At 62.1% G+C, this 22,146-nt stretch carries 17 protein-coding genes; 8 read left to right on the top strand and 9 right to left on the bottom strand.

Annotated features, from left to right (window positions below):
• Nucleotides 1-34 precede the first annotated feature (34 nt).
• The gene (locus WCA85_RS12810; protein ID WP_424064360.1) at nucleotides 35-484 is read left to right on the top strand and encodes an NUDIX hydrolase; all 450 of its coding nucleotides are present in this window, start codon (nucleotides 35-37) and stop codon (nucleotides 482-484) included.
• Nucleotides 485-541: 57 nt separating this feature from the next.
• On the opposite strand, the gene WCA85_RS12805 is transcribed toward WCA85_RS12810, so the two are convergent.
• Together WCA85_RS12805 and WCA85_RS12800 are read right to left on the bottom strand one after the other, a co-directional pair.
• Entirely contained in the window at nucleotides 542-1,456 is a 915-nt protein-coding gene (locus WCA85_RS12805; RefSeq protein ID WP_424064358.1) for a transporter substrate-binding domain-containing protein, read from the bottom strand.
• 165 nt (nucleotides 1,457-1,621) lie between these two features.
• Nucleotides 1,622-3,331, bottom strand: coding sequence for a glutamine--tRNA ligase/YqeY domain fusion protein (locus WCA85_RS12800; RefSeq protein WP_424064357.1), 1,710 nt, complete (start codon nucleotides 3,329-3,331; stop codon nucleotides 1,622-1,624).
• Between the two features lie 281 nt (nucleotides 3,332-3,612).
• On the opposite strand from WCA85_RS12800, the gene ggt reads away from it, so the two are divergent.
• Together ggt and WCA85_RS12790 are read left to right on the top strand one after the other, a co-directional pair.
• Nucleotides 3,613-5,355 carry a gamma-glutamyltransferase gene (ggt, locus tag WCA85_RS12795; RefSeq protein WP_424064355.1) on the top strand — a complete coding sequence of 581 codons (1,743 nt, stop codon included), beginning with the start codon at nucleotides 3,613-3,615 and terminating at the stop codon, nucleotides 5,353-5,355.
• 79 nt (nucleotides 5,356-5,434) lie between these two features.
• Nucleotides 5,435-6,001: an RBBP9/YdeN family alpha/beta hydrolase gene (locus WCA85_RS12790; protein WP_424064353.1), complete on the top strand. Its 567-nt coding sequence runs from the start codon at nucleotides 5,435-5,437 to the stop codon at nucleotides 5,999-6,001.
• A 58-nt stretch (nucleotides 6,002-6,059) separates the two neighbouring features.
• Here the strand turns inward: WCA85_RS12790 and WCA85_RS12785 are convergent, their stop codons facing one another.
• Complete coding sequence (locus tag WCA85_RS12785) at nucleotides 6,060-7,280, bottom strand: CaiB/BaiF CoA transferase family protein (RefSeq protein ID WP_424064351.1); 1,221 nt, start codon at nucleotides 7,278-7,280, stop codon at nucleotides 6,060-6,062.
• Nucleotides 7,281-7,594: 314 nt separating this feature from the next.
• Between WCA85_RS12785 and alaS the strand changes: the two genes are divergently transcribed.
• From alaS to WCA85_RS12760, 5 genes are all read left to right on the top strand, one after another.
• Nucleotides 7,595-10,219, top strand: coding sequence for an alanine--tRNA ligase (gene alaS / locus WCA85_RS12780; protein ID WP_424064349.1), 2,625 nt, complete (start codon nucleotides 7,595-7,597; stop codon nucleotides 10,217-10,219).
• 235 nt (nucleotides 10,220-10,454) lie between these two features.
• Nucleotides 10,455-11,492, top strand: coding sequence for a threonine aldolase family protein (locus WCA85_RS12775; RefSeq protein WP_424064347.1), 1,038 nt, complete (start codon nucleotides 10,455-10,457; stop codon nucleotides 11,490-11,492).
• Nucleotides 11,493-11,618: 126 nt separating this feature from the next.
• Nucleotides 11,619-12,149 carry an NUDIX domain-containing protein gene (locus WCA85_RS12770; protein WP_424064346.1) on the top strand — a complete coding sequence of 177 codons (531 nt, stop codon included), beginning with the start codon at nucleotides 11,619-11,621 and terminating at the stop codon, nucleotides 12,147-12,149.
• Nucleotides 12,150-12,388: 239 nt separating this feature from the next.
• A complete protein-coding gene (locus tag WCA85_RS12765; protein ID WP_424064344.1) occupies nucleotides 12,389-13,537 on the top strand; it encodes an iron-containing alcohol dehydrogenase in 1,149 nt (382 codons plus the stop codon).
• 44 nt (nucleotides 13,538-13,581) lie between these two features.
• The gene (locus WCA85_RS12760) at nucleotides 13,582-14,025 is read left to right on the top strand and encodes an acyl-CoA thioesterase (RefSeq protein WP_424064342.1); all 444 of its coding nucleotides are present in this window, start codon (nucleotides 13,582-13,584) and stop codon (nucleotides 14,023-14,025) included.
• A gap of 174 nt (nucleotides 14,026-14,199) precedes the next feature.
• Here the strand turns inward: WCA85_RS12760 and iolB are convergent, their stop codons facing one another.
• The 6 genes from iolB to WCA85_RS12730 all read right to left on the bottom strand — a co-directional run bounded on the left by iolB (nucleotide 14,200) and on the right by WCA85_RS12730 (nucleotide 22,012).
• Nucleotides 14,200-15,003: a 5-deoxy-glucuronate isomerase gene (gene iolB / locus WCA85_RS12755; RefSeq protein WP_424064340.1), complete on the bottom strand. Its 804-nt coding sequence runs from the start codon at nucleotides 15,001-15,003 to the stop codon at nucleotides 14,200-14,202.
• Nucleotides 15,000-15,926, bottom strand: a complete 927-nt coding sequence (iolE, locus tag WCA85_RS12750) for a myo-inosose-2 dehydratase (protein ID WP_424064338.1) — start codon at nucleotides 15,924-15,926, stop codon at nucleotides 15,000-15,002. Before iolE ends, iolB begins: the two co-directional genes overlap by 4 nt.
• Before the next feature lie 10 nt (nucleotides 15,927-15,936).
• Nucleotides 15,937-17,892 carry a 3D-(3,5/4)-trihydroxycyclohexane-1,2-dione acylhydrolase (decyclizing) gene (gene iolD / locus WCA85_RS12745; protein WP_424064336.1) on the bottom strand — a complete coding sequence of 652 codons (1,956 nt, stop codon included), beginning with the start codon at nucleotides 17,890-17,892 and terminating at the stop codon, nucleotides 15,937-15,939.
• Entirely contained in the window at nucleotides 17,889-19,907 is a 2,019-nt protein-coding gene (locus WCA85_RS12740) for a bifunctional 5-dehydro-2-deoxygluconokinase/5-dehydro-2-deoxyphosphogluconate aldolase (RefSeq protein ID WP_424064334.1), read from the bottom strand. Before WCA85_RS12740 ends, iolD begins: the two co-directional genes overlap by 4 nt.
• Before the next feature lie 105 nt (nucleotides 19,908-20,012).
• On the bottom strand, nucleotides 20,013-20,819 hold the full coding sequence (locus WCA85_RS12735) for an ATP-binding cassette domain-containing protein (protein WP_424064332.1): 807 nt from the start codon (nucleotides 20,817-20,819) through the stop codon (nucleotides 20,013-20,015).
• 14 nt (nucleotides 20,820-20,833) lie between these two features.
• Entirely contained in the window at nucleotides 20,834-22,012 is a 1,179-nt protein-coding gene (locus tag WCA85_RS12730; RefSeq protein WP_424064330.1) for an ABC transporter permease, read from the bottom strand.
• Nucleotides 22,013-22,146 lie beyond the last annotated feature (134 nt).

Here is a 22,146-nt window from a genome sequence, read left to right as displayed (position 1 = left end):
GCGTAGCACGGGTGCCGGGCGGAGTCTCGGGCCGGTGAGCGCACGCATCGTTTCCTGTGGTGTTGTGCTGCTCGATCCGCAAGGGCGGGTCCTGCTCGCCCACGCCACCGAGACGTCGCATTGGGATATTCCAAAAGGGCACGGCGAGGAGGGCGAGGCGCCGCATGTCACGGCGTTGCGTGAAATGGTCGAGGAGACCGGCATCGCGATCGGCGCCGATCGCCTGAAAGATCTCGGCCTGTTCGTTTATCGGCGTGACAAGGATCTGCATCTGTTCGCCGCGCGTGCGAGAGCGGACGAACTGGACCTGACGCATTGCGTCTGCACGTCGCTGTTTCCGCGTCGCTCGGACGGCACGATGATTCCTGAGATGGACGCGTACCGCTGGGCCGCAGCGCACGAGGTCGAGCGGTATGCAAGCCGCAGCCTCACGCGGCTATTTCAGACCACTCTATCGCTCGCTGAATTGCATCAAGATCTGTGACTGCGCATCGCGTCCCGTCACATCACGTCATGTAGAACAGACCACAGCAGACACCCATCAATCAAGCGCACGATCGTTCGGATGCAAAAACAAGGCGCGATTCGCCGCCGACATCGGGAAGTTCAGATTGATGCCATGAGGCGGAATGGGCTGTGTGAACCACACGTTGTAGAGCCGTTCCGCCGCGCCCGAGGTCTGCATCTGCTCGATCACACCGTTCACGAGGTCACGCATCGGCGCGTCCCCTTTGCGGAACATGCACGCATACACCTCATAGCCGAGCGGCGTACCCGTGACGGCAAAATCGTCCGGATGCGGGTCGGTCGCCTTGAAGCCGTAGATGATCGGCTCGTCCATCACGAATGCCACCGCGCGATCCTCCTTCACCGCAGCAAACGCCTCCGGATGGTCCCGCGCGCTGGTAATCCGCATGTTCAGATGCTTTTCGCCGTTCAACTGACGCAGCAAGCGTTCGTCGGATGTGCCAGCGGTTGTGACTACCGGTTTGCCGGCCAGGTCTGCGAAATCGGTGACGCCTGAACGGCGCCGCACAATCATGCGAACCGCGTACTGGAAGAAACTGTCGGAGAACGCTACCTGATTTTCACGTTCGTGCGTGTGCGTGGTGGAGCCGCATTCCAGGTCGATCTGATTGTTCAGCAGCACCGGAATGCGATTGGATGAGGTGACGGTCACTTCACGCACTTTCAGATCGGGCAGGTCGAGCGTTTTCTTGATCTGCTCGACGATCTGCAGGGCGATCGCTTGCGAATAGCCCACCGTGCCATTGCCGTCGGAGTACGAGAAGGGTATCGAGGCTTCGCGCACGCCAAGCACGACGACGCCGTCGTCATGGATTTTTTTGAGGGTGCCGGTGAGTTCCTGTGCCTGCGCTGAGCACGCGAACCATGCCGCCGTGAGCGCGGTCAGCGCGTGGCGCGTGCGTGACGGATGGCTGACTGCAAACATCATCGTTTCCCCCGGGACTGTGCGTGCACTGTCGCTTTCGATGGACCGTTATGCAACGAACGAGTTACGTACTTGCAACGAACCGGCCGGATGCATCAGGCAAACTTCACCCGTCGCTTCCGGCCGCAACGTGATGCGGCCATGCCACGCCTGCTGCGCCGGTCCAGCTTACGCTGGCTTGCCCCAACTGTCGCGCAGACTTACGATCCGATTGAATACGGGCTTACCCGGCTTCGAATCGATACGGTCAGCGACGAAATAGCCGTGCCGCTCGAACTGATAACGCTGTTCCGGCAGTGCGTCGCGCGCACCCGGCTCCAGCCATGCGTTGACCACTTTCTTCGAATCCGGATTGAGCGCTTCGAGGAAATCGCGTCCGCCTGCGTCAGGTTGCGGCTCCTTGAACAGACGGTCGTAGATGCGCACTTCCGCCGGACACGCGCTCACGGCGCTGACCCAGTGGATGTTGCCCTTGACCTTGTAGTTGTTCGCGCCTTCGGTGCCCGATCTGCTGTCCGGGAAGTAGTTGCAATGGACTGCGGTCACATTGCCGTTTTCGTCCTTGTCCGCGCCCGTGCATTCGATCACATAGCCATAACGCAGCCGTACCTTGTTGCCCGGGAACAGGCGGAAGTAGCCCTTGGGCGGCGCCTCGTTGTAGTCGTCGCGCTCGATCCACAGTTCGCGCGAGATCGGGAAGACACGCGTGCCGTGCTCCGGATGATGCGGATGCACCGGCGCGTTGCATTCCTCGATCAGGTCTACGGGGAAGTTGTCGATGATCAGCTTGACCGGATCGAGCACGGCGGCCGTACGCGGCGCCTTGTCGTCGAGATCGTCGCGCAGCGCGCCTTCCAACACGCTCATGTCGATCCACGAATCGACCTTCGTCACGCCGATGCGCTCGCAGAACAACCGGATCGCTTCCGGGGTGAAGCCGCGGCGGCGCAAGCCCACGATGGTGGGCATGCGCGGATCGTCCCAGCCGTCCACGTGGCCTTCGTTGACGAGTTGCAGCAGCTTGCGCTTGCTGGTGATCGCGTACGTGAGGTTCAGACGCGAAAACTCGATTTGCTGCGGCAGCGGACGCGTGAAGATACCCGCTTCAGCCAGCTCGTTCAGAATCCAGTCGTATAGCGGCCGGTGATCTTCGAACTCCAGCGTGCACAGCGAATGCGTGATGTTTTCCAGCGCGTCCGAAATGCAATGCGTGTAGTCGTACATCGGATACACGCACCATTTGTCGCCAGTGCGGTAGTGGTGTGCGAAGCGGATGCGGTAGATGACCGGATCGCGCATGTTGAAGTTCGGCGATGCCATGTCGATCTTCGCGCGCAGGACGTGTTCGCCCTCCTGGAACTCGCCAGCTTTCATGCGGCGGAACAGATCGAGGTTCTCCTCTACCGAACGCGCACGGAACGGCGAGGGCGTGCCCACTTCCGTGGCGGAGCCGCGGTTAGCACGCATTTCTTCGGCCGACTGACTATCCACATAAGCCTTGCCGCGCTCGATCAGCATCTCGGCGAACTCGTACAGCTTGTCGTAGTAGTCGCTGGCGTAATACAGGTGCTCAGCGCCGTCCTTGTTCCACTCGAAGCCGAGCCACGTGACGGCGTCGATAATCGATTCGACGTACTCGACGCTTTCTTTTTCCGGATTCGTATCGTCAAAGCGCAGATGGCAGATGCCGCCGTAGCTGCGTGCGACGCCAAAATTCAGGCAGATACTCTTCGCATGGCCGATGTGCAGGTAACCATTCGGCTCAGGCGGAAAGCGCGTTTCGACACGCTGGCCCCACTTTCCGGAGCGATTGTCGTCGTCGATGATGTTGCGGATAAAGTTGGATGCCGCGGGCGCGTCGTTGCGTTCGGTATTCATGCGAGAAGAAGAAAGTCGGTCGGGGGCGCGCAATGCGCTCACTTGTCTGTCAATTCTACCTGACACCTCTTCATCCAGCAGACCGAGTGCGGCCTCCAGCCAACGTTTCGCGGTATTTCCTGCTCTGCTGTTGTTGTGTTGTTGCCCTGTTTCATGCTGTAACAGGACGTAAAACGCTTTGTTGGCGGCGGAATCACGCCTTTAGGATGCGACCGACGCGGCGCCGCTCTGGCACGCTTAGCGTTGTCGAATCCGCCACACGTGTGAAAAGGAAATCCCTCATGAGTCGGAGTACTCACATCGCGCTAAAACTCGCGGCCTCTACGGTGGCGCTGGTCGCGGGCCTCGCGGCGAACCTTGCCGCCGGCACCCCGGCGCTGGCGAAAACGGCCCCGAAGCCGATTCTGGACGCTTCGGCAGTTGCAGTGCCCGATCAGTACAGCGCTGAGACGGCGCAACAGATCTTCAAGGAAGGCGGCAACGCCGTGGACGTTGCCGTGGCGATCGCCTTTACGCTCGCCGTCACCTATCCGGATGCGGGCAATCTTGGCGGCGGGGGCTTCATGACGCTCTTCGTCGACGGCAAGACGTATTTTTTGGACTACCTCGGACGGGCGCCGCAGCAGTCGACGCGCGAGATGTACCTCGATGACAAGGGACACGCGATCGCGGGTATGAGCGTGGTGGGCAATCGCGCGGTGGCGGTGCCGGGCACGGTCGAAGGCATGTGGGAAGCGCAGCAGCGCTTTGGCAAGCTGAAGTGGAAGGAGGTGCTGGCGCCGGCCATCCACTATGCAACCGACGGGTTCAAGGTCGATTCGCGGCTGCAGCAGACCCACGACGATAGCGCACGGGGGTTCACCGGCAAGACCAATTTCGACGTGTATTTTTCGAACCTCAAAACAGGCGCGGTGTTCCGGCAGCCTGAGCTGGCGCAGACACTCGGCCGTATTGCCAGCGACGGCGGTCGCGAGTTCTACGAAGGCCACACGGCTGAGCTGATTGCCACACAAATGTATGGACACGGGCTCGTTACCAAGCAGGACTTGCAAGCCTACAAGGCGGTCTGGCGCCAACCGCTCACCGCTGACTGGAACGGGTACCAGGTGGTTACCGCGCCGCCGCCGAGTTCGGGTGGGGTCGGCCTGATCCAGATGCTTAAGATGAAGGCCGATATGAAGGCGACCTTCGACGGAGTGGAGTTAAATTCTCCGCCATATATTCACCTGATCGCGCAGATTGAGGACCGCGTTTTTGCCGATCGCCAGCAGTACATGGATGATCCCGATGCCACGCCAGTGCCCGTTGAAAGGCTGATCGGCGACGCCTATCTCGCCCAGCGCGCCAGCGAAATTAGCCCTGATGAAGTGCCTGGCGCGAAGCCGGTAAAGCCGGGCTTGGGCTTGGGCTCGAGTTCCGGGGACGCACAAGTCGAAAAGGCGCAGACCACGCATTTCTCGGTGGTCGACAAATGGGGCAACGCGGTGTCGAACACGTACTCGCTAAACGGCTCGTTTGGCTCGGGCGTGGTGGTGGACGGCGGCGGGTTTCTCCTCAATGACGAGATGGGCGACTTCGTGACCCAGCCAGGTGCAGTGGGCCTGCCTGGTGCCAGCGCCAACGACCTTAATACCATCGCACCGGGACGCCGGCCGCTCTCGTCGATGACCCCGACCATCCTGCTGAAGGACGGCAAGGTGTCACTGGTGATCGGTACGCCGGGCGGTTCGCGCATTTTCACAACGATCTTCCAGGTGATAACGGATATGGACGACTTCGGCATGTCGCCGGCCGACGCGGTCGACGCGATGCGCTTCCATCATCAATTACTGCCGCAAAAGACCATCTACTTCGAGCCGTACCATCCGATCACCGGCGATCTGGCGGATCAGCTCAAGGCCAAGGGCTACACGGTGGAAGGCCAATCCTTTAACGGCGATGTGCAACTGATCCGTGTCGATGGCACGACCCCGCAACCCGCCGCCGATCCGCGTGGCGTCGGCGTGGGCGGTGTGTTCCAATAAACGGCTGGCCGGAATTGGTGGTGAGGATTTAGCCGCTCACGATTCGCCGGTCAGGACCAGATCGTCACGGGGAGGCGCGATGCTCGAACAGCAGGTGTTGGTGTTGCCGGGTTATATGAACTCGGACGCGGGGCATTGGCAAACCCGCTGGGAGTCCTTGCACCCGACATTCGCGCGGGTGCGGATGCCCGACTGGGACCATCCGGTACGCGATGCCTGGTGTCGTACGCTGGACGCTGCAGTTCGTGCAGCGCACGGCCCGGTCGTGCTGGCTGCGCACAGTCTTGGGTGCCTCACGGTGGCGTTCTGGGCCGCGCAGTTTGCTAGCGCCGAGGGCCTCTCCAAGGTGGCTGGCGCACTGCTGGTTGCGGTGCCCGATCCGGATGGTGCGGGCTTTCCGCAAGACGCATCCGGTTTTGGGCCGGTGCCGCTGACCGCGTTGCCGTTTGCCAGCATTGTCGTGGCCAGCACCGATGACCCCTATGGCAGCGTGCCGTTTTCGCAGCGCTGCGCGGCGGCGTGGGGCAGCCGCTGGCACGAAATTGGGGCGCGCGGGCATATCAATGCCGATAGCGGACTGGGTGACTGGGAGCAGGGCCAGCACTGGCTGGCGTCGCTGGGGCAAGGCGGGCGTTCAAACGGTTGAGTGACGCAGGCGTCGCCTGGCCAGGCCACCCACACCCCGCCTGGCCGAACCACCCTTATCAAATGACCGATTGCGCGCGCAACGCCGCGATCCGCTCATCGTCGTAACCCAGCATATCGCGCAGGACCCGCTCGGTATGCTCGCCAAGCGTGGGCGGATGGGTGAGCGCCTGCGGCGGCGTGCCGCTCATGTTGATTGGATTGCGCACCAGCTTCACCGTGCCTCCGGACGGATGCGGCAAGTCCACCTGCATGCCGCGCGCCACCACCTGCTCGTTCTCGAATACCTCCGCCAGGTCGTTGATCGGTCCGCACGGCACCCCGGCGGCTTCGAGCGCGGCAATCCATTCGTGCTTATCCATCGTGCGGACCATATCCGCGAGAATCGGCACGAGCGTGTCGCGATTGCGCACGCGCGCGGGGTTGGTGGCAAACCGCTCGTCGTCCGCCAGCTCAGCCCGCTTGCCGGTTTCGACGAATTTGCGGAACTGCCCGTCATTGCCGACCGCGACAATGATCCAGCCGTCGCTGGTCTGGAAGGTCTGATAGGGCACGATGTTCGGATGCGCGTTGCCCCAGCGCGTCGGCGGCTGGCCGCTGGCGAGGAAGTTGGAGTTCATGTTGGCGAGCATGGCCACCTGCACGTCGAGTAGCGCCATGTCGATGTACTGACCTTCGCCCGAACGGTCGCGATGCGCTAGCGCGGTAAGCACGGCAACAGACGAATACATGCCAGTCATGAGATCGGCAATCGCCACGCCGGCCTTTTGCGGGCCACCGCCCGGCACGCCGTCGCGCTCGCCAGTGATGCTCATGAAACCGCCGATGCCTTGCACGATGAAGTCGTACCCCGCCCGCTGCGCGTACGGTCCCGTCTGGCCAAAGCCCGTGACCGAGCAATAGATGATGTCGGGTTTCACTTCCTTGAGCGACGCGTAGTCGAGACCGTACTTCTTGAGCTGGCCGACCTTGTAGTTCTCCAGCACGACGTCGCTTTGGGCGGCCAGTTCGCGGATGATCCGTTGACCTTCAGGCGTGGCGATATCGACGGTCACCGAACGTTTGTTGCGGTTCGCGGCGAGGTAATACGCGGCCTCAGCGGTATCGCGGCCCTCCGGCGTTTTCAGGTACGGGGGCCCCCAATGGCGGGTATCGTCGCCGACACTGGGGCGTTCAATCTTGATGACGTCTGCGCCGAAGTCGGCGAGCGTCTGTGCGCACCATGGGCCGGCGAGCACGCGGGTGAGGTCTAGCACGCGGATATGACTGAGAGCGCCCATATTCTTCCACTGTCTCCTGTATGGCGAGGCGGCGCGGCTGGCTTGCGAGCCCTATGCGCCGCGCGTTGCCGCGATTGCATCGATCTCCCGAATCTTAAGCGATTCCCGCGCAAGGGCCCATTCAGCCGAACGGCATAGGACGGATGAGGAGCCTCGTCCCGCCCAAATCCTGGCCGGATGGCCAGTGTTGCGCACAGGGGGCGCCGCGCCGCCGCGCAAGGGCGCCGATCCCGTATAATCAGTCGTTTAAGCAACAATCGGTTGGCGCATCACGAGATGTCGCCAGATCCCGCCAGCACCGTCCCCAGTACGCTATGAAAGCCGCCGAAATCCGCGAGAAATTCCTCAAGTTCTTCGAATCGAAGGGCCATACGATCGTTCGCTCGTCGAGCCTTGTGCCCGGCAACGACCCTACGTTGCTCTTCACCAATTCGGGGATGGTGCAATTCAAAGATGTGTTTCTCGGCACGGAGTCGCGTCCGTACTCGCGTGCCACCACGTCGCAGCGCAGTGTGCGCGCCGGCGGTAAGCACAACGACCTCGAGAACGTCGGCTACACCGCACGTCACCATACGTTCTTCGAGATGCTCGGCAATTTCTCGTTTGGCGACTACTTCAAGCGCGACGCGATCCACTACGCCTGGGAATTGCTGACAGGCGTCTATCAGTTGCCCAAAGACAAGCTGTGGGTCACGGTCTATCAGGAAGACGACGAAGCGCACGACATCTGGGCGAAGGAAGTGGGGGTGCCGGTCGAGCGCATCATCCGCATAGGCGACAACAAGGGCGCGCGCTACGCGTCGGACAACTTCTGGCAGATGGCCGACGTCGGCCCGTGCGGCCCGTGCTCGGAAATCTTCTACGACCACGGCCCGGAAATCTGGGGCGGCCCCCCGGGATCGCCTGAGGAAGACGGCGACCGCTACATCGAGATCTGGAATCTCGTGTTCATGCAGTTCAGCCGCGATGCGCAGGGCAACATGACGCCGCTGCCCAAGCAGTGTGTGGATACCGGCATGGGTCTGGAGCGGATCGCGGCGGTGCTGCAGCACGTGCACAGCAACTATGAGATTGATCTGTTCCAGGCGCTGATCAAGGCGGCTGGCCGCGAAACCGGCGTGGCCGACCTGACCAACAATTCACTGAAGGTGATCGCCGATCACATCCGCGCCTGCTCTTTCCTGATCGTCGACGGCGTGATTCCGGGCAACGAAGGCCGCGGCTACGTGCTGCGCCGTATCGTGCGTCGCGCCATCCGTCACGGCTACAAGCTGGGCAAGAAGGGTTCGTTCTTCAATCGTCTGGTGGCGGATCTGGTCGCTCAAATGGGCGAAGCCTATCCGGAACTGAAGGACGCCGAGCAACGCGTAACGGACGTGCTGCGTCAGGAAGAAGAGCGCTTCTTCGAGACCATCGAGCACGGCATGTCGATTCTCGAAAGCGCGCTGGCCGATCTGGAAGCGAAGGGCGGCAAGACGCTCGACGGCGAACTCGCGTTCAAGTTGCACGACACGTATGGCTTCCCGCTGGATCTGACTGCGGACGTGTGCCGCGAGCGCGAAGTGACGGTCGACGAAGCCGCGTTCGACGAAGCCATGGCGCGCCAGCGCGACCAGGCGCGTGCGGCTGGAAAGTTCAAGATGGCCCAGGGTCTCGAGTACTCCGGTGCCAAGACCACATTCCACGGCTACGAAGAAATCATCTTCGACGACGCGAAGGTTATCGCTCTTTACCTGGACGGCGCATCGGTCAACGAAGTCAAGCATGGCCAGCAGGCCGTGGTCGTGCTGGATCACACGCCGTTTTACGCCGAGTCGGGCGGTCAGGTCGGTGACGCGGGCGTGCTTGCTAACGCAAGCATGCGCTTCGCCGTGGCCGACACGCTCAAAGTTCAGGCCGATGTCGTGGGCCATCACGGCACGCTCGAACAGGGCACGTTGAAGGTGGGCGACGTCGTCAAGGCGGAGATCGACGCGGTGCGTCGCGCCCGCACGGAACGTAACCACTCGGCAACTCACCTGATGCACAAGGCGCTGCGTGAAGTCCTCGGTTCGCACGTGCAGCAGAAGGGCTCGCTGGTCGACGCGGACAAGACCCGTTTCGACTTCGCACACAACGCGCCGATGACCGACGAGCAGATTCGCCAGGTCGAAGCCATCGTCAATGCGGAAGTCCTGGCCAACGCGCCAGGCGTGGTACGCGTGATGCCGTTTGATGAGGCAGTGAAGGGCGGCGCCATGGCGCTGTTCGGCGAAAAGTACGGCGACGAAGTGCGCGTGCTGGACCTCGGCTTCTCGCGCGAGTTGTGTGGCGGCACGCACGTGCATCGCACGGGCGACATTGGCTTCTTCAAGATCGTGATGGAAGGCGGCGTCGCCGCAGGTATCCGTCGCGTGGAAGCGATTACCGGCGACAACGCCGTGCGCTACGTGCAGGAACTCGACGCACGTATCAACTCGGCGGCCGCTGCGTTGAAGGCGCAACCTGCGGAACTGACGCAACGCATCGTGCAGGTGCAGGACCAGGTGAAGGCGCTCGAAAAGGAACTGGGCGCGCTCAAGTCGAAGATGGCTTCGAGCCAGGGGGACGAGCTGGCTGGTCAGGCCATCGAGGTGGCCGGTGTGCACGTTCTGGCGGCAACGCTTGAAGGCGCGGATGTGAAGACCTTGCGTGAAACCGTCGACAAGCTGAAGGACAAGCTGAAGAGCGCGGCTATCGTGCTGGCATCGGTGGAAGGCGGCAAGGTTAGCCTGATCGCCGGTGTGACAGCGGAAGCAAGCAAGAAGGTCAAGGCCGGAGAGCTGGTCAATTTTGTCGCCCAGCAGGTGGGTGGCAAGGGTGGTGGCCGTCCGGACATGGCGCAAGCCGGCGGCACCGAGCCTGCCAATCTGGCGGCGGCGCTGGCAGGCGTGAAGGGTTGGATCGAAGCGCAACTGTAAGCGGCACATCAGGGAGCCGCGCAAGCGGCGCTCGAAGGCGAAAGAGAACGGCGAAAGGGCCGCGAGGATTAAACCTCGCGGCCCTTTTTATTCTGCAACCACCTGGCGTGAACGTTCGTGGGCAATCCCATTCCCTTCACATCCACCCAGCCGCAAAACAAATTTCCCGCTCCCGCTCTAAAATGACCGCTTTCCCGCCATCCCTGCGCGCCCATGACCGGACGCGCCGCTCGCCATGCAACATTTCGCATCCGACAACTATGCTGGCATCTGCCCCGAGGCGCTCAACGCGCTGATCGCCGCCAACAACAGCGGGCACGAGCCCGCTTACGGTGACGACTCGTGGACCCAGCAAGTCTGCGACCGCCTGCGCGATCTGTTTCAGACCGACTGCGAAGTGTTCTTCGTGTTCAACGGCACGGCGGCCAATTCGCTTGCGCTCGCTTCGTTATGCCAGTCGTATCACTCGGTGATCTGTCATGAACTCGCGCATATCGAAACCGACGAATGCGGCGGCCCCGAGTTTTTCTCGAACGGCTCGAAGCTGCTGACCGCGCCGGGTATCGGCGGAAAGCTGACGCCAGATGCCATCGAGGCAGTTGTTACCCGTCGTGCCGATATCCACTACCCGAAGCCGAAGGTCGTCACGCTGACGCAGTCCACCGAGGTGGGCACCGTGTATAGCGTCGAGGAAGTGCGTGCGATCGCCGCCATCGCCAAGCGTCGGCATCTGAAAGTCCATATGGACGGCGCCCGCTTCGCGAACGCGGTGGCCGCGCTCGACGTGCATCCGTCCGAGATCACATGGCGCGCTGGCGTCGACGTGCTGTGTTTTGGCGGAACCAAGAATGGTTTGCCGGTAGGCGAAGTTGTGGTGTTCTTCGATCGTGCACTCGCCGACGATTTTGCCTACCGCCTTAAGCAGGCAGGCCAACTGGCATCGAAGATGCGCTTTATCTCGGCGCCGTGGCTGGGTCTGCTGGACGGCGATGTATGGCTGCGCAACGCCCGCAACGCCAATGCCATGGCGAAGTTGCTTGAAGCTCGCCTCGCTGAAATTCCGGGTGTCAGTATCATGTTCCCCACTGAATCCAATGCGGTTTTTGCGCAACTGCCCACGCGGGTCGCGAAGGCGATGCGCGGGCGGGGCTGGAAGTTTTACGAGTTCATCGGCGCAGGCGGTTGCCGGCTGATGTGCGCATGGGATACGCAACCGGAAACGGTCGAGCGCTTTGCCGCCGAAGTGCGTGAGTTGTGCGCGACGGCCGCATGAGCGCGGGAGTTACGCATCAGCAGGCCTGTGCGACGCAACAGAAGCCGGTAACAGGCAGTGCACGCGGTCGACGCACCAGAAGTACCACACCACAACGAGACATCAAGAGACAACACCGCTTCCACCATGAGTGATTACCGTTTCTGCCCCCGCTGCGCAACGCCGCTCGCCGAGCGCGTCGACGTTGAACATGAAGGCGGCCGTGTGCGCCAGGCCTGCCCGGATAAAACCTGCGGCTACGTCCATTGGAACAACCCGTTGCCGGTCGTCGCGGCGATCGTCGAGTACGAAGGCAAGATACTGCTCGCGCGCAACGCCGCGTGGCCCGAGGGGATGTTCGCGCTGATCACCGGGTTTCTGGAGAACGGCGAGACGCCAGAAGAGGGGATTGCACGCGAAGTGCTTGAGGAGACTTCGCTGCAGACGGAGACCGTCGAGCTAGTCGGCGTGTATGAATTCATGCGCAAGAACGAGTTGATCATCGCTTATCACGTCCGTGCCTACGGCACGATTGCGCTGTCGCCGGAACTGCTTGAATACCGGCTGGTCGAGCCCGCCAGGCTGCGTCCGTGGAAAGCCGGTACGGGACAGGCGCTCGCGGAATGGATGCGCCGCCGAGGCTTGCCATTCGAGTTCGTAGAACGGCCCGGGCAATGAGATAGCGCGCGATTGCTGGTGGGAAGAACTGATCGCGTCAGGAATACGTAGGTGCGGGATTACATCGGTGCCAGGCGCACGCATACCCCTGGCTTGCACAGGTGTCAGGCTTAAACAGGTGCCAGTCTTACGCAGGTGCTGGGCGCACGGAAGCGCCACGATTATGCAGGTAAGTGCCGCCACGCAGATCAGGCGCGGGCGACGCCATTCTTTCCTTTCACCCGGAACGGAACGCAGACATGGCCTATATCTACTATCTAACCCACATCCATCTGGGCTATGACGCCCTGGCGCAACTCCCGTCGGAATGCGCGCGAATCGGCATCAAGCGGCCGCTTGTCATTACCGACAAAGGCGTGGTGGCGGCGGGCGTCGCACAGCGTGCGCTCGACGCGCTCCAACTCGGCGACGTGCCCGTGTTCGACGACACGCCGTCGAACCCCACTGAGGCGATGGTGATGGCCGCCGCAGCGCGTTATCGCGACGAAGGTTGCGACGGGCTGATCGCGGTAGGGGGCGGGTCGTCAATCGATCTGGCCAAAGGCGCCGCGATTGCCGCCACTCATCCGGGGACGTTGACGGAATACGCCACCATCGAAGGCGGTAGCGGCAAGATCACCGAGGCAGCCGCACCGTTGATCGCAATTCCCACGACGGCTGGCACCGGCAGTGAAGTGGCGCGTGGCGCGATCGTGATTCTGAACGACGGCCGCAAGCTGGGTTTTCATTCGTGGCATCTGCTGCCGAAGTCGGCGCTGTGCGACCCGGGTCTCACGCTCGGCCTGCCGTCCACGCTGACTGCCGCGACCGGCATGGACGCAATCGCGCACTGTATTGAGACCTTCCTCGCGCCTGCCTTCAACCCACCCGCCGACGGCATCGCGCTCGATGGCCTTGAGCGTGCGTGGGCCAACATCGAACGGGCGACGCACGATGGCAGCGACCGCGATGCCCGTTTGAACATGATGAGCGCATCGATGCAAGGCGCGATGGCGTTCCAGAAGGGATTGGGCTGCGTCCATTCGCTGTCGCATCCGCTGGGCGGCGTGCCAGTGAACGGGCGCACCTCGTTGCATCACGGCACGCTAAACGCGGTCGTGCTTCCTGCCGTTCTGCGCTTTAACGAAAGCGCAGAAACGGTGGTGGCGAACCGCCGATACGCGCGCATGCGCCACGTCATGGGTCTCGCCGACAACGCCGATCTCGCGCAGACGCTGTTCGACATGACCGCGCGCCTTGGCCTGCCAACCGGCCTGAAGCAGATGGGCGTCGATGCAAGCGTATTCGACAAGGTGATCAAGGGCGCGCTCGCCGATCACTGCCACAAGACGAACCCGCGCGAAGCGACCGCGGATGATTATCGCCGCATGCTGAACGAGTCACTCTGACGCCGCACGCTGACCTTGCACGAACCCACGCCAAGCCGCTCATCATGAAAAAACCCGCTCCCGCGCCGCGTAGTGCGTACCCGCATTTCCTGCTTATCACTACGCGATGGATGGATAACGACGTGTACGGTCACGTGAACAATGTCGTGTACTACAGCTATTTCGACACGGTCGTGAACGAGTATCTGATTCGCGCAGGCGTGCTCGATGTCGAGCACGGTGAGACCATCGGGCTGGTGGTCGGAACGCAATGCGATTATTTCGCGCCGCTAGTGTTTCCTGAGCACGTCGAAGCGGGCTTGCGGGTGGTGCGGCTCGGCTCGACGAGCGTGCGCTACGAGGTGGGTCTGTTCAAGGAAGGCGAGATGCTCCCCGCGGCGCAGGGGCATTTCGTGCATGTCTACGTGGACCGCGCGACGCGGCGCCCGGTTACGTTGCCCGCTTACTTGCGCGCCGCGCTCGAGCCGCTTGTGGTCAATGTGGAGTAGCGCGGCGCGTCATTCGTGATTGCCGTGTCGCGCAGCGTTAGCGTGATTGTTTGCCTTGCGGCGGTCGGCTCTCCTTGCTGTCTGATGGTCTGTTGGCGTTGGTTATTTTTCTGATTGTGATGTCCCGCCCAGCTCATAAGCAACAGAAAAGCCCTCCGCCGAAGACCTAAAAAATTACTTGGAATCCCGAGTAATAATCCACTCATGCGCCGGATCGTTCTTGAAATGCCAAACCCGATCCTTCCCAGCCATGACATTCAGATAATAGGAATCGTACCCATAAGGAACAATAACAGGGTGATAGCCTCTAGGCACCATCACCACGTCATGATCCTCAACCGCCATCGACTCATCAATATCGCGCAAGTCGGTGTACACCCGCTGGAAAGCAAACCCCTGCGACGGATTGAGCCGATGATAGTAAGTCTCCTCAAGCGAACTCTCGTGAGGCACATTGTCCGTATCATGCTTGTGCGGCGGATAACTCGAAGCATGCCCGCCAGGCGTACGTACTTCAACCACCAGCAATGACTCCGCAGGTTCCGTCTGAGGCAGGATATCGCACACGTAGCGGGTATTCATCCCCTTGCCGCGTGTCGAGCGCTTCATCTGCGAAGACTCAATCAACCGCACCGGATATTGGCCCTTCGCCGGCGCACTCGCCACGCCGACCTCAGCGTCGCGCACCGCCCGCACCGTCGCACTGACGCCCGGCGGCAAATACACAGCGCACGGCGACGCATCTTCGAAAACGCTATCACGCGAGCCGAGACTGCTCCACTTCGCGTCCTTGGTTTCGATATCCACGGCTCCCGCAAGCACCACAATGCAGACCTCGCGAGAAGGCTCAAGGATATGCACCACCTCTTGCGGACCCATCCGGTAAGCCGCGAAACCCACATAGCGCCACATCGCCGTCTCCGGCGTGACCCGCGCGATCGTCTGGCCTTCGCGCTGTGCCTTCACAAGCAAACTCATGCTGCCTCCTGCGTTGCAGGCGTACCCGCACCCAGCGACGCATCGACCAGCGCCCGCAAGGTCTGATAGCCCTTTTCGGCATACTCATACGAGCGCGCAATCACCGGGTCTTGTTCGGCTTCGACCACCAGCCAGCCACGATATCCATGCCGCTTCAGACGATCGATGATCGTAGGAAAATCCACCGCGCCATCGCCAGGCACTGTGAACGCACCGTTGATCACCGAGTCCAGAAAACTCCAGTTGCGATTGCGTGCGAGTTTCATCACCGCAGGTCGCACATCCTTGCAGTGGACATGGCACACGCGTCCAATGTACTTGTCGAGCACCGTCACGGGGTCGCCACCCGCAAACGTGATATGCCCTGCGTCGAACAGCAGGCCGACCGCGTCGCTAGTGCGCGACATCAACTGATCGACGTCGGCCGGCGTTTCCACGTAGGCACCCATGTGATGGTGATACGCGAGCCGCACGCCTTGGCTTAACGTATAACGGGCGAATTCGTCGACGCGCGCCGCGTAGGCGTCCCACTGCGCCGCGCTAAAAAAACGTGGCCGTTGATAGAGCGGCCGAGGTGCCCCCTGAATCGAATCGGCCACTTCGCCGTACACCATCACCGTCGCGCCGTTTTTGGCGAGCAGTTCCAGATGCGCGTCCGCCGACGCAATCTCATCTTCGACAGTGCCACGCGCCAGTCTTCCCGAATACCAGCCGGAGACCAACGCGAGATCGTATTGCGCGAGCAGCGTCTTCAACGCCTGTGGTTCGCGTGGAAATTTATTGCCGAGCTCAAACCCCTGATAGCCGATCGCACGGCCTTCGGTGAGCGCCTGCTCAAGCGGCGTTTCGCCGCCGAGCGAAGGCAGGTCGTCGTTCATCCACGACAGCGGGTTGATGCCAATGCGTACGTCGAACTGAGTCATGCTGCCATCCTCAATCGTTGATAGTGTCGTCGGCAGCCTGGGCGCGCGCTGCTATCTGTGCTTCGTATTGCGCGCGGGCTGCGCGAACCGTCTCGCGTGCCGATACTTCCGGTACGGCCACTTCCCACCACCAGCCGCCATCGTCGGTGGTGCGGGCTGCGTCCGTGTCGATACTGACCAGGTAGGTGCGATCGGCTGCGCGAGCGCGCTGCATCGCGGCTTCGAGTTCGGCCACGTTGGCTACATGCTCGGCCTGCGCACCTAGCGAACGCGCATGCGCGGCAAAATCAATCGCGGGTGCACCGAGCGGACCTTGCTGGCAATCGTCGAACATGTTGTTAAACGGCGCGCCACCGCAGGCCTGTTGCAGGCGGTTGATGCAACCGTAGCCGCGATTGTCGAGCAGGACGATGATCAGCTTCGCACCAAGCATCACCGAGGTCGCGATCTCGCTGTTCATCATCAGGTAGCTGCCGTCGCCCACCATCACGATCACTTCACGCTCGGGATGCGCGAGCTTGGCGCCCAGGCCACCGGCAATCTCGTAGCCCATACACGAGTAACCGTACTCGACGTGATAGGCACCGGGGCGTCCTGCTCGCCACAGCTTGTGCAGTTCGGCGGGCAGCGTGCCGGCCGCGCAGACCACGATATCGTCGGTCGTGGATTGGTCGCTCGAACGCTGTACGGCGCCGATGACGTCTGCGTCATACGGCAGCACACCGTCGCGTTGAGGGGTATGCGTGAGCGTGCCCACGGTGTCGCGCCAACTTGCCGAGAGCTTGTGGGCACGAGCGGTCCACGTCCGCTCGGCATGCCAGCCGTCCAGTTGTTCAGCGAGTGCGGCGAGGGCGAGACGCGCATCGGCCTGAACGACCAGCGCCCGATGCTTGAGGCCATCGAACGCATTTGCATTGATGCCGATGACTTCGGCCTGCGTGAACAGCGTGTTCGACCCCGTGGTGAAATCCTGCAGACGGGTGCCGATCGCAAGCACGCAGTCGGCATCATGGGCGAGGGCATTCGCGGCGGGCGAGCCGGTAACGCCCAGGGCCCCGGCGTTCAGCGGATCGTTCCAGGCGAGCGAGCCTTTACCGGCCTGCGTTTCAGCCACCGGAATGCCGTGCGCGGTCGCGAATGCGTGCAGCGCATCCGTGGCGTGGCCATACAGGACGCCGCCGCCGGCTACGATCATGGGGCGCTTCGCGCGTCGCAAAACGGCGAGTGCCGCCTCGATTTCCTCGGCAATCGGCGCGGGTGAATGGAAGCCCACCACGCGCGGCTCGAAGAAGTCCGCGGGGAAATCCCATGCGGTAGCCTGCACGTCCTGTGGCAAGGCAAGGGTGACCGGTCCGCAATTCGCCGCGTCGGTCAGTACGCGCATTGCACGCGGCAGGGCAGTGAGCAACTGCGCGGGATGCACGATCCGGTCGAAGTAACGCGAGACCGGTTTGAACGCATCGTTCGCTGAAATGCCGCCGTCGTGAAAGTCTTCGACCTGCTGCAACACCGGGTCCGGCGCGCGTGAGACGAAGATATCGCCGGGCAACAGCAGCACTGGCAAACGGTTCACGTGCGCGAGGGCCGCAGCGGTCAGCAGATTGGTCGCGCCGGGTCCAATGGACGTACTGACGGCCATCATCCGGCGCCGGAAGTGCGCCTTCGCGTAGGCAATCGCGCTGTGCGCCATCGCCTGCTCGTTGTGAGCGCGCAGCGTCGGCAGTTCGTGACGGTGCTGATACAGCGCCTCACCGATGCCGGCGACGTTGCCGTGTCCGAAGATCGCAAACACGCCGCCAAACAATGGCTCGACGCCGCTACCGTCCTCAGTCTTGACGCGCTGGGCGGCGAGATAACGCACCAGTGCCTGCGCGGCGGTGAGTCGCAGCGTACGCTGCGCAGACGGCGAATTGGATGCGCCTGTGCTGGTGCTGGCTGCATCGTGATGCAAGACGCGTTGGTTCATGCCGCCTGCTCCTGGTGAACGGGGTGCGACGTGCTCGCCTGGCTGGCCGAATCGCCGCGTGCGGCGCGCCACGAGGCGATCAACGTTTCAAAGGTGGCCCGCACGCGGGCGATCACTTCATCGTCGCTGATTGTTCCGGCGAGCCATGCCTGACTAGGCTCGTGGAAAATCGTACGGCCCACGGTGAAGCCGCGGCAGGTCGCGGACTGCGCTGCGGCGCGAAAGCCCTCGTTGAGTTGCTCGACGGCGGCAGACAAGCCCAGCAATACGACACCACGGCAATGCGGATCGCGCTCGGCGATCAGCGCGTCGATGGTCTGCCACTGCGCGGCTTCCATCGGTTCGAGCTTCCACCATTCCGGATAGATGCCGATGTTGTACAGGCGCTTCAACGCGCGATAGACCGTGTCCGGCGCTTGCGGCAAGTTCTTGGGCGGAATCACTTCGAGCAGCAGTTCATGGCCGCTTGCCTGGGTGGCGTCATAAAGCGCGCGTATCTGCGCTTCCTGTTCGAGCCGTTGTTCGATCGGCTCGTCCGGATGGTATTGAACCAGACACTTGACCACGTGCTCCTGCGGCCAGTTGATCAGCGTTGTGCCGATCGAGCGGCCATGATCGAACACGAGCGGCACCGAACCCGGCAGTTCCACCGGTCGGCCGATCCACCAGCCGCGGCCGGTCGCCGCGTTCAGCGCGTCCTGGCCGTAGCGGTCGTCGATCAGTACACCGATGCGGCCTTCCAGACCAAGCGCGGCTTCGGTCTGCGCCACTGCTTCTACAAAGAGTCCTTTGAGCCGCGCAACGCGCGCTTCGTCCGCACCGGTTTGCTGTGCGAGATCGAAGAACTGATTGCGGTGGTCGAACGCGAAGCCGAGGACTTCGCCCCATTGCTTGCGCGCTGGCGTGACCCGATGCAGCCGCGCGAGCTTCGCGTCGAGGTCGGGGCGGCGCATGCGTTGCGGATCGGCTTTCGCTTCGCTAAGGAAGTACTCGAGTTCGGCGGGCGTCGGCATGGCAGGCGCGCAACCGTGGCGCGAGACCACCAGCGCGCCGCTCGCGTTTGCCGCGCGTGCGCACGCTTCTAACGGTTCATCACGCAACCAGCCGGACAGGAACCCGGAGGCAAACGCGTCGCCCGCGCCAAGCACGTTCAGCACTTCGACTTCGACGCCGCCTTGAATCGGCGCATCGTCGAGTCTCGCGGGCACGTCGCCGTCGATGATCTGACAGCCCAGCGGTCCACGTTTCACCACGAGCGTGGCAGGGGTCACAGCCCGCACCATCGCAAGCGCATCAATCAGGTCAGTTTTGCCGCCGGCAATGCGAAACTCTTCTTCGGTGCCGATCACCAGATCCATCAGCGGCAGAATGCGCTGGATGTGCGCGGTGACGTCTTCATTAGCGACGAAGCGGGTCTCGCCATCAGCCTTGCCCGTGAGTCCCCATAGGACAGGACGGTAGTCGATATCGAGCACCGTACGCACACCGTTACGACGCGCGTAATCCAGTGCGCGGCGGCTGGTGCGGTTCACCTGTTCGGTCGAAAAGTGCGTGCCGGTGATCACCAGCGCTTTCGCTGAAGCAATGAAGGCTTCGTCGAAATCGGCTTCGTCCACGGCCATATCCGCACAATCTTCGCGATAGAAAATCAGCGGGAAGGTGTCGCGATCCTTGAGACCGAGTATGACGAGCGCGGTCAGACGGTCTTGATCGACGCGCACGTGGCTGACGTCGCAGCCTTCCTTGGTGAGCGTCTCGGTGAGAAAGCGGCCCATATGGTCGTTGCCGACACGCGCGAGCATCGCGGAGCTAAGGCCGAGGCGCGCACAGCCGAAGGCGATATTCGCGGACGAGCCGCCGAGATACTTCGCAAAGCTCGACACGTCTTCGAGCCGCGCGCCGACCTGCTGCGCGTAGAGATCGACGGCGAGCCGGCCGAGGCAGATAACGTCGCGGCTGCGGCCCGACGCAAAGCGGCTGGCAGCGGCAGGGGGAGGATTACGGGTAAGAGCCATGGAATTTCCTGAATATCGAAGCACGCTATGAAGCAAAGGCGCGGGTCAGGTGCGCGGGATCAATACGCGCAGCCTGGCCACATCGTCGCCAGGGCGTCGTGCCAATCAGATCGTCGCGCCTTCCAGCTCGCCGATCATCTTCTGCATTTCCGCTCCGCCGGCCATCATGTCGAGCACTTCATCCTTGGTGATGGTTTCCTTGGTGAAGGTGCCGAGCGATTTGCCGCGATTGAGCAGCGTAAAAGAATCGCCGATCGGGTAGGCGTGGTGCACGTTGTGCGTAATAAAGATCACTGAGATGCCTTTGGCGCGTGCAGTGTGAATCAGCTTCAGCACATTGAAGCTTTGCTTCACGCCGAGTGCAGCGGTCGGCTCATCGAGAATCAGCACGCGTGCGCCAAAGTGAATAGCCCGCGCAATGGCGAGACACTGCTTTTCGCCGCCGGACATGGTGCCGATCGGCTGATGCGGATCGCGCACGTTGATGCCCATTTCCGCGAGCTTATCGCGCGAGGCGGTGGCGCAGTGATCGAGGTCCATCACGTTGATGAAGCCAAACAGCTTTTTCTGCGGTTCGCGTCCCATGAAGAAGTTGCGCGCCACCGAGAGCAACGGCACCAGCGCAAGATCCTGATACACGGTGGCGATGCCCAGATCGAGGGCGTCTTTCGGCGACGTGAAGTGAACCGGCTTGCCGTCCACGAGGTACGTCCCTTCACTTGGCTGGTGAACACCGGCCAACGTCTTGATCAAGGTTGACTTGCCCGCGCCGTTATCGCCGAGCAGGCAATGCACTTCACCGCGTTTGAGGCGAATCGTGATGTCTTTCAGCGCAATCACGTTGCCGAAATAGCGGCTCACATTTTCGAGCGACAGGATGTAGTCGTCGCCAGCAGCTTGTGTCGTACTCATCTTGAGCTCCTTGCTTAGCGCGATGTCGAAACGCGGCTGCGCACGTAGTGGTTGAACAGCACCGCGAACAGCAACATCACGCCGAGGAAAACGCGGAACCAGTCCGAATCGATGTTCGTGTAGGTAATGCCGATCTGCACGACGCCGAAGATCAATGCGCCGAAGCAGGCGCCAATCACCGAGCCGTAACCGCCGGTCAGCAGCGTGCCGCCGATCACCGCCGCGATGATGGCTTCGAATTCGGCTTGCAGGCCACGGTCCGCCGCAGCCGAGCCGATGTCACACACTTGCAGCACGGCATAGAGGCACGAGCAGAATGCGGTCAGCACGAAGAGCGAAATCTTTACTCGACGAACCGGCACACCGACGTTTTTGGCTGCATTGGCATCGCCGCCCACAGCAAAGATCCAGTTGCCGACGCGCGTCTTGGCGAGGACGAAAGCGCATACCGCGGCGAGCCCAAACCACCAGAGGATGACCTTCGGGATCCCCGGCACGAGCGGATTACCGTTGTCGAGCATCTTCACGATGCCCATATGTCCGAGCGCGACGAACAGACCCTTGAACGCGACGCCCTGGAATAACGTATGGGCGAGCCAGTCTTGCGCCGCGACGTCGCCGACACCGGAGATGATGGTGCGATCCGCGAACATCACCGAGAGCGCCAGCGTGAGGCCGCGCAGAATGAACAGGAACGCGAGCGTGACGATAAACGAAGGCAGCCGCGTTCGCATTACGAGGTAGCCGTTCAGCGCCCCAAGCAGCATCGAACCAATGAACGCAAACAGGATGGATAGCGCGATCGGCCAGTGGAAATACATGGTGGGCAGCGCGACCATCATGCCAGCGAAGCCGATCATCGAGCCGATCGAAAGGTCGAACTCACCGGCGATCATCAAGAGGCACGCGCCGACGGCGATGATGCCGAGATACGCCGCCACCTGCGACCAGTTCATCACGCCGTCGAGGGCGAACATGCCGGAGTTGCCGGCGGCAAGCCCAAACACGAGGAAGACCATCACAGCGCCGGCCAGTGCGGCGAACTCAGGTCGGTTCAACAGATGTTTGAACCAGGATTCACTGCGCACGCGCTCATCGGATGCAACTGGCGTGGCTGACGTGGCCCCCGCGGCGGGTGCCGCGTCCTTGTCGGAGGGGGGGTGTTTAGCGTGAAAAGGGTTGGCGACGCCCATTGAAGCTCTCCTTGATGCACCGGTGCGTGGCGTCTCGTCGACGCTGCGTGAAAGGCGCGTGATGCAAGTGAAACATTGCAAAAAGGGGGGCGAGTGCGACCCGGCCCGTGACCGCTGGCGGCACGCGCTCCCTT

Source organism: Paraburkholderia sp. (assembly GCF_049581445.1).
In the GTDB taxonomy this organism is placed as follows: domain Bacteria; phylum Pseudomonadota; class Gammaproteobacteria; order Burkholderiales; family Burkholderiaceae; genus Paraburkholderia.
The sequence above is the reverse complement of the archived record's forward strand: the minus strand, read 5'-3'. Positions and strand labels throughout refer to the sequence as shown.

Bases quoted from the DNA above. Each gene is read 5' to 3' on its own strand.
- WCA85_RS12805 (WP_424064358.1), bottom strand. From the start codon at position 1,456: ATGATGTTTGCAGTCAGCCATCCGTCACGCACGCGCCACGCGCTGACC.
- WCA85_RS12800 (WP_424064357.1), bottom strand. From the start codon at position 3,331: ATGAATACCGAACGCAACGACGCGCCCGCGGCATCCAACTTTATCCGC.
- ggt (WP_424064355.1), top strand. From the start codon at position 3,613: ATGAGTCGGAGTACTCACATCGCGCTAAAACTCGCGGCCTCTACGGTG.
- WCA85_RS12790 (WP_424064353.1), top strand. From the start codon at position 5,435: ATGCTCGAACAGCAGGTGTTGGTGTTGCCGGGTTATATGAACTCGGAC.
- WCA85_RS12785 (WP_424064351.1), bottom strand. From the start codon at position 7,280: ATGGGCGCTCTCAGTCATATCCGCGTGCTAGACCTCACCCGCGTGCTC.
- alaS (WP_424064349.1), top strand. From the start codon at position 7,595: ATGAAAGCCGCCGAAATCCGCGAGAAATTCCTCAAGTTCTTCGAATCG.
- WCA85_RS12775 (WP_424064347.1), top strand. From the start codon at position 10,455: ATGCAACATTTCGCATCCGACAACTATGCTGGCATCTGCCCCGAGGCG.
- WCA85_RS12770 (WP_424064346.1), top strand. From the start codon at position 11,619: ATGAGTGATTACCGTTTCTGCCCCCGCTGCGCAACGCCGCTCGCCGAG.
- WCA85_RS12765 (WP_424064344.1), top strand. From the start codon at position 12,389: ATGGCCTATATCTACTATCTAACCCACATCCATCTGGGCTATGACGCC.
- WCA85_RS12760 (WP_424064342.1), top strand. From the start codon at position 13,582: ATGAAAAAACCCGCTCCCGCGCCGCGTAGTGCGTACCCGCATTTCCTG.
- iolB (WP_424064340.1), bottom strand. From the start codon at position 15,003: ATGAGTTTGCTTGTGAAGGCACAGCGCGAAGGCCAGACGATCGCGCGG.
- iolE (WP_424064338.1), bottom strand. From the start codon at position 15,926: ATGACTCAGTTCGACGTACGCATTGGCATCAACCCGCTGTCGTGGATG.
- iolD (WP_424064336.1), bottom strand. From the start codon at position 17,892: ATGAACCAACGCGTCTTGCATCACGATGCAGCCAGCACCAGCACAGGC.
- WCA85_RS12740 (WP_424064334.1), bottom strand. From the start codon at position 19,907: ATGGCTCTTACCCGTAATCCTCCCCCTGCCGCTGCCAGCCGCTTTGCG.
- WCA85_RS12735 (WP_424064332.1), bottom strand. From the start codon at position 20,819: ATGAGTACGACACAAGCTGCTGGCGACGACTACATCCTGTCGCTCGAA.
- WCA85_RS12730 (WP_424064330.1), bottom strand. From the start codon at position 22,012: ATGGGCGTCGCCAACCCTTTTCACGCTAAACACCCCCCCTCCGACAAG.